Annotated in this window: 8 protein-coding genes; 1 reads left to right on the top strand and 7 read right to left on the bottom strand. The window is 51.4% G+C overall.

The annotated features are described in order from the left end of the window. Nucleotides 1-2 precede the first annotated feature (2 nt). The gene (locus B7982_RS14215; protein ID WP_088661325.1) at nt 3-1367 is read right to left on the bottom strand and encodes a glutamate synthase subunit beta; all 1365 of its coding nucleotides are present in this window, start codon (nt 1365-1367) and stop codon (nt 3-5) included. Beyond that, nucleotides 1367-5785 carry a glutamate synthase large subunit gene (gene gltB, locus B7982_RS14220; RefSeq protein WP_088661326.1) on the bottom strand — a complete coding sequence of 1473 codons (4419 nt, stop codon included), beginning with the start codon at nt 5783-5785 and terminating at the stop codon, nt 1367-1369. The genes B7982_RS14215 and gltB overlap by 1 nt, the downstream gene beginning before the upstream one ends. A gap of 435 nt (nt 5786-6220) precedes the next feature. On the opposite strand from gltB, the gene B7982_RS14225 reads away from it, so the two are divergent. Continuing rightward, nucleotides 6221-8341, top strand: coding sequence for a glutamine synthetase III (locus tag B7982_RS14225; RefSeq protein WP_088661327.1), 2121 nt, complete (start codon nt 6221-6223; stop codon nt 8339-8341). Between the two features lie 196 nt (nt 8342-8537). On the opposite strand, the gene B7982_RS14230 is transcribed toward B7982_RS14225, so the two are convergent. The 5 genes from B7982_RS14230 to B7982_RS15035 all read right to left on the bottom strand — a co-directional run bounded on the left by B7982_RS14230 (nt 8538) and on the right by B7982_RS15035 (nt 13476). Beyond that, on the bottom strand, nt 8538-10067 hold the full coding sequence (locus B7982_RS14230; RefSeq protein ID WP_088661328.1) for a sigma 54-interacting transcriptional regulator: 1530 nt from the start codon (nt 10065-10067) through the stop codon (nt 8538-8540). Between the two features lie 79 nt (nt 10068-10146). Beyond that, nucleotides 10147-11355, bottom strand: a complete 1209-nt coding sequence (locus B7982_RS14235; protein WP_088661329.1) for an LL-diaminopimelate aminotransferase — start codon at nt 11353-11355, stop codon at nt 10147-10149. Further along, nucleotides 11355-12155: a diaminopimelate epimerase gene (gene dapF / locus B7982_RS14240; RefSeq protein WP_088661330.1), complete on the bottom strand. Its 801-nt coding sequence runs from the start codon at nt 12153-12155 to the stop codon at nt 11355-11357. Before dapF ends, B7982_RS14235 begins: the two co-directional genes overlap by 1 nt. A gap of 221 nt (nt 12156-12376) precedes the next feature. Then, on the bottom strand, nt 12377-12931 hold the full coding sequence (locus B7982_RS14245; RefSeq protein WP_088661331.1) for a hypothetical protein: 555 nt from the start codon (nt 12929-12931) through the stop codon (nt 12377-12379). A gap of 383 nt (nt 12932-13314) precedes the next feature. Further along, the gene (locus tag B7982_RS15035) at nt 13315-13476 is read right to left on the bottom strand and encodes a hypothetical protein (RefSeq protein ID WP_014546475.1); all 162 of its coding nucleotides are present in this window, start codon (nt 13474-13476) and stop codon (nt 13315-13317) included. Nucleotides 13477-13534: the final 58 nt, after the last annotated feature.

Below are 13534 nucleotides of genomic sequence, written 5' to 3' on the forward strand. Positions count from 1 at the left end.
CGCTACTTAATTGTAGCAACTTTTGCCTTGGCATCGGCCATGGCGCGCACCACAAGGGAGGCTCCATTGGCACAGTCGCCAACTGCATAGATATGTCGGGCCGGATCCTGGATAATCGCCGTACGCGGAGTGAGCGAAAGTCCGAGATCGTTCACGATACCTTCGGCAGGCACACCGGTAAAGCCCATGGCGAGCACCACCAAATCTGTATCGATGACTTCGGTCGAATTCGGAACTTCGTTCGGCTTGAGCGGACGACCCTGTGGGGACATTTCCCATTCCACGCGAACCGCTTCGACACCGGCAACGCGACCGTCTTTCACAATAAACTGCTTAGACGACACATTCCAGCGACGTTCACCACCTTCATGCTGTGCATAGCTTGTACGCAACATATATGGCCAATCCGGCCACGGAGTGGACGGAGAACGTTCCTCAGGCGGCTTCGGCATGAATTCTACCTGCAAAACGCTTTCGCAACCTTCACGAATGGCCTTACCGACGCAGTCGTTACCCGTATCGCCACCGCCAATCACGAGCACCTTGCGGCCCTTGGCAGAGAACTTTTCCGGATTCGTCTCGCCCGGCTTTTCGGCACCATGCAAGAAGTCGAGAGCAAGGAAAATGCCTTCGGCATCGCGGCCCGGGATTTTAAGGTCACGGGCATTCGGTGTACCAATTGCAAGGAAGACTTCGTCAAAATTCTTGTGTATGTACTCCGCAGCAATATCCTTACCGATTTCGGTATTATAGACAAACTTGATTCCAGCAGCTTCAAGCAAAGCCACGCGGCGGTCAATCACAGACTTGTCGAGTTTCCAGTTCGGAATACCATAGCGCAACAGGCCACCGGCCTTTTCACGCTTTTCGTAAACCGTGACAGCAAAGCCCTTACGACGCAGCGCTTCGGCAGCAAAGAGCCCGGCAGGGCCAGAGCCAATCACTGCCGCTGTCTTGCCATTCGGTTCCGCTTCGGGGAGCACCACACGGCCTTCTTCAAAAGCGGTCTCGATAATGAACTTTTCAATCTGGCGGACCATCACCGGATCATTATGGACATTGCCCGTGCAAGCAGATTCGCAAAGTGCGGGGCAAACACGACCCGTAAATTCCGGGAAGAACGCGGTCTTACTGATAATGTCATAAGCACGTTCCGCATTCCCTAAAGCGACTGCAGCATTGAATTCCGGCACAAGGTTACCAAGCGGGCAACCAGCGCCATGGCAGAACGGAATGCCACAGCTATGGCAACGTTCCGCCTGGTTTACTATTTCAATCGAAGTGAGTTTACGTTCAACTTCCTTGTTGTCCTTGACGCGCTCTTCAACAGGGCGGTAGACATCTTGTATGCGTTTCACCTGTTCCATTATGCCTTCCCCTGTAATGCGTTACGGTAATCCACCGGGAATATTTTCACAAATTTCGGACGTTCGCTATTCCAGTTTTCAAGAATGCGCTTGCCCTTTTCACTGCCTGTAGCCTTCACATGCTGACCGATGATATCGAGCAATTCCTTTTCGCTATCGGTACCCGGGAGCACGCTTTCAAGGTCCACAGAATCTACGTTACAGCTCAAGTCGAAGTGACCCGTTTCGTCGTACACGTAAGCAAAGCCACCCGTCATACCGGCAGCGAAGTTCACGCCCACGCGGCCGAGCACAACCACACGGCCACCCGTCATGTATTCGCAACCATGGTCGCCAACACCTTCCGAGACGAGGAGCATACCGGAGTTACGGATACCGAAGCGCTCACCAGCAAGACCGTTGATGAAGATCTTACCAGAAGTTCCACCGTAACCGATAACGTTACCGGCAATGACGTTGTCTTCAGCCTTGAAGCTTGCATTGCTAGGCGGGCGGACGATAATCTTACCACCCGAGAGGCCCTTACCCATAAAGTCGTTTGCTTCACCTTCGAGGTCAAGCGTTACACCCGGAGCAAGGAATGCACCGAAGCTCTGGCCTGCCACACCGTGCAAGTGAACCTTAATCGTATCTTCAGGGAGACCCTTCACGCCAAAGTGTTCATCGACTTCACCGGAAAGTTCCGTACCCACCGTACGGTCGGTATTGTGAACAACCGTGCAGAGTTCCACATTGGCACCGCTCTTGAGCGTATCGCTAACGAACGGCAAGAGTTCACGACGGTCGAAGTTTTCGAGAGCTTCCTTCACGTAGTTCTTGTCGTAAGACTTGATGCCGCCATTGACGGTTTCAAAAATCTTCGAGAAGTCAAGGTTATGAGCCTTGTAGAAGGCGATAGCTTCATCGCGTTCGAGCAAGTCGCTACGGCCGCATGCTTCTTCGAGAGAACGCAGGCCAAGACTTGCCAAGATTTCACGGACTTCGTCTGCAATGAAGTAGAGGAAGTTTTCAACGTATTCCGGCTTACCGGCAAAGCGCTTACGGAATTCCGGATCCTGCGTTGCAATACCCATCGGGCACTGGTTCGTGTGGCACTTTCTATCCATCACGCAGCCAAGGCTAACGAGCAAGTTCGTTGCAAAGCCAAATTCTTCGGCACCGAGGAGGGCAGCGACCACCACGTCACGGCCCGTCTTGAGCTGGCCATCGACCTGGAGTTTCACGCGGCCACGCAAGTCATTGAGGACAAGCGTCTGTTCCGCTTCGGCAATACCGAGTTCCCACGGAAGACCTGCATGCTTAATGGAAGTAAGCGGAGAAGCACCCGTACCGCCATCATGGCCAGAAATGAGCACCACGTCGGCATGAGCCTTTGCGACACCGGCAGCAATCGTACCCACGCCCACTTCAGAAACGAGCTTCACAGAGACACGAGCCTTCGGGTTTGCATTGCGCAAGTCGTAAATGAGCTGAGCCAAGTCTTCGATGGAGTAAATGTCATGGTGCGGCGGCGGAGAAATCAAGGACACGTTCGGAATCGAGTGGCGTATTCGTGCCACAAATTCGTTCACCTTGTGAGCCGGCAGCTGACCGCCTTCACCCGGCTTTGCACCCTGAGCCATCTTGATTTGCAAATCCTTTGCATGGCGCAAGTAGTCAATCGTCACACCAAAGCGGCCCGAAGCAATCTGACGAATGGCAGAGCTACGGATATCACCGTTTGCGGCAGGAGTATTGCGGTCCGGATCTTCACCACCTTCACCGCAGTTGCTCATGGCACCGATGCGGTTCATGGCAATAGCAATCGTTTCGTGGGCTTCCGGGCTCAAGGAGCCAAGGCTCATTGCGCCAGCCACAAAGTGGTGGATAATGGATTCGCGGGATTCGACTTCAGAAATATCAATCGGAGTCGTCTGCTTGAACTTGAAGAGACCACGCAATGTTGCCTGACGTTCAGACTGGTCGTTGATGAGCTTGCTGTAGGCCTTGAACTTTTCGTAATCGCCACCCTGCACAGCCTGGCGGAATGTAGCGAGCGACTGCGGAGTCCACAAGTGCTTTTCGCCTTCCTTGCGGAAGCTGTACTGGCCACCCGACTGAAGAACCTTGCTTGCATCGGCAAATGCAACATTCTGGCGTTCACCCACTTCGCGGGCGATTTCTTCAAGACCGATACCTTCGATGCGGCTAGCCGTACCCGGCAAGAACTTTTCGATAAGTTCCTTGTTCAAGCCGACGGCTTCAAAAATCTGAGCACTGCGGTAGCTACGGAGCGTCGAGATACCCATCTTCGACATAATCTTCAAGAGGCCCTTGTCCACAGCCTTGACGTAGTTTGCAGCAGCCGTCACCGGATCGACATCCAAGTCGCCGCTATGGCACATGCTGGTAAGGCTCTGGAACGCAAGGTACGGGTTGATGACCGTTGCACCGTAACCGAGCAACAATGCAAAGTGCATGACTTCGCGGACTTCACCGGACTGTACAATCAAACCGATTTCCGGACGAACACCAGCTTCGACCAAGGTGCGGTTCACGCAAGCCGTTGCCAAAAGCGAAGGCATCGGCACATAGCCCCAATCCACGTTCTTATCCGAAAGCACGATGATATCAAAACCGTCGCTCACAGCACGCACAGCATCACCTGCCAAATTCTGTAAAGCGGCTTCGAGTACTTCGCCGTTTCCACCCAGCGGGAACTGCATCTTGAGCACCTTAGCCTTGAAGCTCTTGTCACCGATGTTTTCAAAGCGGCGGATTTCGTCTTCGGTCACGATCGGGCGCGGGATCTTGATGAGGTGCGCCTGTTCCGGAGTTTCTTCAAGAATATTGCCGTGGTTACCGATGTAAGTCGTAAGGCTCATCACGAGCTCTTCACGAATCGGGTCAATCGGCGGGTTCGTCACCTGGGCGAACAACTGCTTAAAGTAGTTGAACAGCGGCTGCGGCTTGTCCGAAAGCACGGCCAAAGCGGCATCGTTACCCATGGAGCCGATCGGTTCTGCACCGTTTTTGGCCATCGGCTTCAAGATGACAGACAAATCTTCGGCAGAATAGCCAAAGCGCTTCTGCTGCACGAGCAAGTCATCCGGAACATCAGAGGGATTGATTTCGCTAAAGAGGCCACGCACGCTCATCTTGTTTTCGGCAACCCAGCGTCGGTAAGGCTTGCTACGGGCAACCTGAGCCTTCATTTCGGCATTCTTCAAGATGCGGTGATTTTCCAAATCGAGGTAAATGATTTCACCCGGTTTGAGGCGGCCCTTTTCTTCGACTTCGTCATCGCGCAAGTCAAGCACGCCCGTTTCAGAAGCCATCACGAAGAGACCGTCTTTACATAAAGTGTAACGTGCCGGACGGAGGCCGTTACGGTCGAGGATTGCACCAGCGTTAATACCATCGGAGAATGCGACAGCGGCCGGGCCATCCCACGGTTCCATGAGCATGGATTCATATTCAAAGAAACCACGCACATCGCGGCCGAGGTAATGCTTCTGGCCCCAGGCCTGCGGCATGAGCATCATCATCGCATGCGGAAGGCTACGGCCCGCAGCGACGAGAAGTTCAAACATATTATCAAGGCTAGCCGAGTCACTCTGACCACCCGGAACTAGCGGCAAAAGCTTCTTCAAGTCATCACCGATAACAGAGCTCTTCAAATGCGGTTCACGAGCGCGCAAGCTGTTGAGGTTTCCACGCAACGTATTGATTTCGCCGTTATGAGCAAGGTAACGGAACGGATGGGCCAAGGGCCAAGTCGGGAACGTATTCGTAGAATAACGCTGGTGGACAAGCGCAATCGGGGATTCAAAATCAAGATCGTTCAAGTCCTTGTAGAAGCCTTCAATCTGGCTTGCAAGCAAAAGGCCCTTGTACACGATGCTACGGCGGCTGCAGCTGCAGACGTAAAGACCTTTGCAAGCCTTTTCAATCAAGCGGCGCACCACATACAGCTTAATATCAAACGCGCCGTCGTTTTCAAAAGCGGAACCGTCAAAGAACACCTGACGAATATGCGGCAAGGTTTCGCGAGCCGTATGGCCAATCTTAGTCGGGTTTACCGGAACTTCGCGGAACTGGAGAACCTTCACGCCTTCAGCTTCAGCAATTTCACGAATCTTAGCGTCAAAGGATTCCGCTTCAAGCGTATTTTCGACAAAGAACATGCCAACGCCATAGCGTGCCGGAAGCGTCGGATAAAGCTTGCGGAAGAACTTGTGCGGCATAGAAAGTAAAAGGCCAGCGCCATCACCCGTTTCCGGGTCGCCACCAGCCGCACCGCGATGCATAAGTCTTTTCAAGACCGTGATACCCTGCAACACTATCTGGTGCGAGGCAACATTATTAATATTAGCGACCAGGCCGACACCGCAGGCGTCGTGTTCGTTGGCCGGATCGTAAAGTGCTTGAGCGTTCATATATATCCTTTCCTAATTTTTGCGCTTCCTATTTGCAAAATCCGTGCCAATTTTTGGAAAACCGCTCATAAAATGTAAAACAGGCGTTTTTTGGGGCTTTTCATATTTATATCGGAGCATTAAAGAGTATTCTTTTTACAAAAATTGTAAAGAAATATCGTAATTTTACACAACATGTAAACATCACTTGGCAGCACGAAAATTTTCATAATCTTCGGAAATTTTTCTACACAACCTTTCAGCCCACTAAGTTTTACACTTTATGTATTTTCGATTAAAGTTTTTCATTTATTGTAATTTTTACAACTAAGTAAAAATCAAGTGTAATCTTTTACATTTTCGAAATCACGCAGATTTCGCCATTTTCTGGTTCGCCTCCCCTTTTGGCACACTTTTTGCATTTGGCAGACCGAAAAATTCAAATAGGAGATTGCCATGAGCAACGAATACAGATTAAAAGCTATCAAGGAAATCGCAAGTGAAAACGCAACGGGCGTAATGCCGGCAGCACCTGCAAACATCGACTTTTACGGCGAAGATGTTTTCAACGCCGAAGCGATGCGCACCTACCTTCCGAAAGACATTTGCAAAAAGCTCTTCGCTACTATTGATGACGGCGCACCGCTCGACCCGAGCATCGCAGGCGAAGTTGCACACGCTATGAAAAAGTGGGCCATCGATCGCGGCGCCACTCACTTTACTCACTGGTTCCAGCCCCTTACCGGTTCTACTGCAGAAAAGCACGACTCCTTCCTTGAACCCGAAGATGGCAAAGCCATCCTCGCGTTCAGCGGCAAGAACTTGATCGTCGGCGAACCGGACGCATCTTCCTTCCCGAGCGGCGGCCTTCGCTCTACGTTTGAAGCCCGCGGCTACACCGCCTGGGACCCGACCTCTCCGGCATTCATCAAGCGTCACGGCAACGGTGCAACGCTTTGCATCCCGACTGCATTCTGCAGCTATACTGGTGAAGCACTCGACAAGAAGACTCCGCTCCTCCGTTCCATCCAGGCTTTGCAGAAATCCGCCGACCGCCTCATGGGCCTCTTCGGTGTCGCTCCGCAGAAGGTCACCGTCACGCTCGGTGCCGAACAGGAATACTTCCTCGTCGACAAGCGTTTCTACCTCCAGCGCCCGGACCTCTACCAGGCAGGCCGCACCTTGTTCGGTGCCGCTCCGGCTAAGCACCAGCAGATGGAAGACCACTACTTCGGTAGCATTCCGTCTCGCATTTTGAACTTCATGAACGATGTGGAAAAGGAACTCTGGAAGCTCGGCATTCCGGCAAAGACCCGCCACAACGAAGTCGCTCCGGCTCAGTTCGAACTTGCTCCGATGTTCGAAGAAGTGAACCTCGCTTGCGACCACAACATGCAGATTATGGAAGTCCTCCGTCAGGTTGCTGACCGCCACGGACTCGTCTGCCTCCTCCACGAAAAGCCGTTTGCAGGCATCAACGGTTCTGGTAAGCACAACAACTGGTCTGTGAACTATGGTAAGACCAACCTCTTGAACCCGGGCAAGGACCCGCACCAGAACGCCATCTTCCTCACCACGCTCTGCGCTGTCATTTACGCCGTCGATACTCACGCTGACCTGCTCCGTATGGCTGTTGCAAGCGCTGGTAACGACCACCGCCTTGGCGCAAACGAAGCTCCTCCGGCAATCATCTCCATGTACCTCGGCGACCAGCTTGCTGACGTCGTCGACCAGCTCGAAAAGGGCGATCCGAAGTCCAGTAAGCAGGCTGGCGCACTCAAGCTCGGTTCCGACACTCTCCCGCCGCTCCCGCGCGACGCTACGGACCGCAACCGTACTTCTCCGTTCGCCTTCACCGGCAACAAGTTCGAATTCCGCGCACCGGGCTCCAGCCAGAGCTGCTCTGAACCGAACGTTATCCTCAACACGATCGTTGCCGAAGCATTCGACATCATCGCAGACAAGCTCGCCAACGTTCCTGCAGAAAAGTTCCACGAAGAACTCCAGAACCTCTTGCAGAAGATCGTCAAGGAACACAAGCGCGTTATCTTCAACGGCAACGGTTACACGGACGAATGGGTCGAAGAAGCTGCAAAGCGCGGCCTCCCGAACACCCGCACCACTATGGAAGCCCTCCAGGCACTCAACAAGAAAGAAAACGTCGCCCTCTTCGAAAAGTACGGCGTGTTCAACAAGCGCGAACTCGATTCCCGCTACGAAGTCAACATGGAAGACTACCACAAGAAGATTCACATCGAAGGTGAAATCGCTCGCGACATGGCCAAGGACATCATTCTCCCGCAGGCTATCGAAGCTTACTCCGCCGCTCTCAAGGCAAACGAAATGGCTCTGAACCAAGGTTTCCCGGCTCTCGATTCTTACGCCAAGCCGCTTGGCGAAGGCATCAAGAAGCTCCTCGCTGCAATCGAAGTGATGGAAAAGGCCCTCGCCGGGAAGCACGAAGACATCTTGAACGGTATGCTCGACCTCCGCTTGGTTGTGGACTCTCTCGAAAAGATCGTCCCGGACGAAAAGTGGCCGCTTCCGAAGTACCGCGAGATGCTCTTCATCTACTAATGACAAACTTCTAATTTAAGCACATCAAAACCGAAGACAAGTCACTCGCCATTGGCGAGTGGCTTTTTTGCATCCAGCCAACACCGCATTGGTCCCCAACAGCACCCTGCCACACACAAAAGAACGCACTTCCAGCATACAAAAAAGGCTGTACGCCATAAAACGTACAACCTTTTTATCTATAAAATAACTAGCGCTATCGTCCGGATTTAATCCCGAGCTTATTCATGCGGTAATTCATCATACGCGGAGAGACACCCAGATCGCGCCCTGCCGCAGAGATGTTTCCATCATTGCGCTTAATCGCTTCGGTAATGATCTCACGTTCGTAATTTTCCATCATCACTTCAAGAGGCGCAATCTTGTCGTTCGGGGCTCCACCCACAGAGCCAACGCTTAGGCTCGTCTGGAGTGAAGGCGGCAAGTTATAGCTATGGATGCAATCGTCCGTTGCCGTAAGCACTGCACGTTCAATGCAGTTTTCCAGCTCACGCACGTTGCCCGGCCAGTGATAGCTCATAAGCAAATTAATTGCCGTCGTCGAAAGTCGAGCCACCTTCTTGCCGTAACGCAAATTCATCTTTTCGATAAAGTGTTCCGCAAGCAAGATGATATCGGACTTACGCTTTGCCAAGTCCGGCATCGTGATCGGGAAAATATTCAGACGGTAGAAAAGGTCTTCGCGGAACTTGCCCTGAGCAATGAGCTCTTCGAGATTACGGCTAGTCGCCGCCAAGAAGCGCACATCAGAATGGAGTTCTTCGTTGCTACCGACACGGCTAAAGGTACGTTCCTGCAAAAAGCGCAAGAGTTTCACCTGAGTCTGTATCGTCAAATCGCCAACTTCATCCAAGAAGAGCGTACCCCCATCAGCCGCTTCAGCACGGCCAACACGGCGGTTCAAAGCACCCGTAAAGGCGCCCTTTTCATGACCGAAAAGTTCACTTTCAACAAGATTTTCTGGGAGTGCCGCGCAGTTAAGCGTAATGAACGGCTTATCCTTTCTCGCAGACAAGTTCACAATCGCACGGGCAATCATTTCCTTACCCGTACCGCTACCACCGCGAATCAAGACCGTAGCATCGCTAGGAGCCACTTGGCGCACTTGTTCGTACACCTGGCGCATTTCACGGCAGTTACCCACCAGTTCGCCGGGGTTATTCGAAAGCATATCGCGGAGTTTGCGGTTTTCTTCGAGCATCGCCTCACGTTCGCCGTGAAGCTCAATGCATTCGTTCGCCGCATCACCCGTGATATTTGCAATAATTTCGAGCAACGCCACATCGCGATCCAGGTCGGTCGAGCCGTCCACCGGGCGGTCAATCGAGAGCGTTCCAATCACCGAACCATCATGAATCAGGGGAACACAGATAAACGCCACCTGGCTTTCGTAATGGCGGCTACCCGTACGGTTCAAGAATCTGGAATCCTTACGCAAGTCCGGAATCACATGGCTCAAGCCACGTTCGGCCACGTGCCCCGTAATGCCTTCACCCATACGGTAAAGGCCACGCTGCTTTTCGGATTCATCTAGCCCGCGCGAAGCCTCGATTTTCAGCGTATCGCCAAAGAGCAGCGCAAAAGTTCCGCGCAGCATTCCAAGTTCAGTTTCCAAAATGCCAAGCACATTCTCGAGCAGCTTTTCAACATCGCGCTCGTGAATAATCGCAACGCTAATCTTCTGGATGACCGAAATTTCAGGACCGATAGAAGAGGGCATGGACATAAGATAGTAATTCGTATTTGCGCCTTCGGCGCAGTTACTAGTTAATAGTTATCAGTTACTAGAATTTTTAAGACCTATTTTACAACCTTTCTCTGATTCTTCTCAGGGCTTCGCAGGTGCGTTCATAGTCGCCGAAGGCCGTCAAGCGGAAATACCCTTCGCCACACGGACCAAAACCACTTCCCGGAGTACCAACGACTTCGCAAGTTGCAAGCAGGCGGTCAAAGAAGTCGAACGATTTTTCGCCATCCGGAATCTTCCACCAAATGTACGGAGCATGTTCACCACCGAACACCGTGTAACCGGCCGCACTCAATTCCTTACGAATCACGCCAGCCGTGCGCATGTAGCCCGCAATCACTTCCTTTGTCTGTTGCCAGCCCACCGGCGAATAAATCGCTTCGGCCGCACGCTGCGTCACATAGCTCACACCGTTAAACTTCGTGCACTGGCGACGGTTCCACATCGCATGGAGTTTCGAAAGCTCATGCGGAATCACCGTATAAGCGCAACGCACGCCCGTAAAGCCAGCCGTTTTGCTAAAGCTGCGGAACTCAATCGCACAAGTACGAGCACCCGGAATTTCAAAAATCGAATGCGGGAGCGTTTCGTCCTGAATGTAGCAGTTGTAGGCGCCATCAAACAAAATCAGCGCTCCGTTTTCGTTTGCGTAGTTGACAAACTTCTGGAGCGTTTCGCGACTAAGCACCGTACCCGTCGGGTTGTTCGGGCTGCAAAGGTAAATCAGCTGCACCGGGTTCTTCGGCAAGTCCGGCTGGAAATCGTTTTCCGCAGTCGAGGCAAGGTAAGTCACTTCCGAGAAATGACCGTCCGCCTGGAGCGTTCCGGTACGTCCTGCCATCACGTTCGAGTCCAAATAAACCGGATAAACCGGGTCCGGAATCGCAATCTTTACATTTTCTGAAAAGAGTTCCTGAATGTTCGCCACATCGCACTTGGAACCATCGCTCACAAAGATGTCGTTCGGATCCATTTCAATGCCACGGGCCGTATATTCGCCACGGACAATCGCCTCGCGTACAAAATCATAGCCCTGTTCCGGACCATAACCGCGGAAAGTACCCTTCACCGCCATTTCGTCAACAGCGGCATGCATGGCCTTGATGACCTCGGGAATCAAAGGAGTCGTCACATCGCCAATGCCCAAACGAATGATATCCGCATTCGCATGCGAGCCCTGATATTCCTTGATTTTCTGGGCAATCGTAGAGAAAAGGTAGCTGCCTGGCAGCAAGTCGTAATTGGTATTTACAATTGATTCGTTCATTAGATTGTTCCTTTAAATACTTCCTGTGCAGGGCCAGTCATAAGCACCGGGCCACCTTCTTCATGCTTGATGTGGAGCGTGCCGCCATCCAAGATGACATCGGCTTCGACGCCCACTCGGCCTGTACGCTGGGCCGCCACGAGAGTTGCACAGCTACCAGTTCCACAAGCCATCGTCACACCGCAGCCGCGTTCCCAAACGCGCATACGGATCTTGCCGGGAGCAATTACCTGTGCAAATTCAATGTTGCAACGGTCAGGGAACTGCCTATCGACTTCGAGAATGCGCCCCCAATTTTCAAGCTGAATCTTTTCAATATCATCCACAAAAATCACAGCGTGCGGATTGCCCATAGAGACCGTCTCGGCCGTAAAATCATAGCAGTCAGCAGTGAGCTTGATCGAGCCCAGGAACGTCCTCGGGAGCCCCATATCCACGCACACACGGCCATCATCCAGGAGCGCCGGGCGCACAAGCCCGCTCTTCGTATGCAAATTGAAAACCTTGGTAGCAGCATCTTTTGCAAGACCGCGAGTCTGGATGTACTTTGCCACACAGCGCGTCGCATTCCCGCACATCGCCGCCTCGGAACCATCGGCATTAAAGATGCGCATTTCAAAATCCACGCCGTTATTGTTTTCCATCGGAGTCACAACAACTACGCCATCGGCACCAATGCCAAAACGACGGTCGCAAAGTTTAATGATACGCTGTTCAAATCCGCTGCTAAAATCCAGCGACTCACCCGGTTCAAGGAGCACGAAATCGTTGCCCAACCCGGTCCATTTTGAAAAATTCATAAGCACAATCCATTGAAGGCGGTTAATTTATCGCCCCCAATATGCAAAGAACGTGCCAATTTTACAGAAATTGTTAAAAATGCCGATTTTGCGCTAAAATCAGCATTTTTAAGGAATTTTAACGGATTCTCTCACTTTTTAAGTTTTACATAAATTGTAAATCACAACTTTGAGTTTTACATTTTATGTAAAAGATTAAACAAGAAAGTGTAATACATAGCCTACTTCGCGTTAGACTCTTCAAGTTCCAATAAATGTACAACATCTTCAATGGGGAGGCTTTCATCATCCATGCTTCCTAGCCCCGCATTTGAGCTGTTGATCGCTGCAATCAGGGATCTCCCAAAGGCAATCGCATTCTTATCCGCCTTCGTTGCCGAAGTCGTAAACCGATGACCACACGAACCACAGGTCATAGCAACGCTCTTCGCCCCCGAAAGAGGACTCCCGCCACCACCGGTACAATAGGCAGTTTCGTGACACTTCGGGCATTCCGCCTGAAACATCGGCTTTTCCCACAAGCGAAGCAACCCGCCCAAGAAAGCCACCGGCACATTCCATTCTCCAGAATAAGCTAGCCCAAAACGAATGCAGTCTATATGGCAACGCGCCATCTTACCATCAGCAAGAATGCGCTCCCTGTTACGAATAAATAGAGGCACATTCTCGCGAAGGATGCGTCTACGGCGTTCCTTACGGGCCCTGTAAATATCAGCAATGGCACGTTCTTCCATGTGCAACGCCTGCTGGTCATCGCTGATTGTCGACTTTTCCATAAAATTCCTTCACTAAGGTTCACCAGCCCATCAATCCAAGTATAGTGAATGACATTGTGGACACGAATTAGACTATCGACAGTAGCACGAGGAACTCTCGAAAAATCAAAAGGGCGGCACCCCGACTCAATTCGCTTTTCAAAATAGAGCAATGTATCGCCTTTTCTTTCAAACTTGTCTGTAGTTTCAAATTCAGTGTTTTCCCAACTGGTAAATCCATCAGGGCATTTGCTCGTATACTCCCTCAAGAAATTTTCTCGTTCTCTATTGATTTCAATAATCAACTCTGTGACAAACGTGGATATAAAAAAAAACAACACTCGCCCAAAACCAAAAATTGTTAAGCGTTGATTTCAAATCTTGTATAATCATTCTACCCACTTTTATATTTCGTCATCCCTCAGCATGTTCGAAGCAGCCGATCTAAAAAGTCTCCTCATGAACGCGTCGTAACCGGGATCGCCTTTCTTTGGAGGAAGAACGATTTTGTTAGTTTCAGGTTTGTTGTTCTGGTTCTGAACATTTTCAATTTGTTTTTCTTCCATATTGGACTCCTTTTTAAATAAAAACGCCGTTTTTCCATCATAATCGGCAATTTCACCA

This window comes from Fibrobacter sp. UWB2 (assembly GCF_002210425.1).
In the GTDB taxonomy this organism is placed as follows: domain Bacteria; phylum Fibrobacterota; class Fibrobacteria; order Fibrobacterales; family Fibrobacteraceae; genus Fibrobacter; species Fibrobacter elongatus.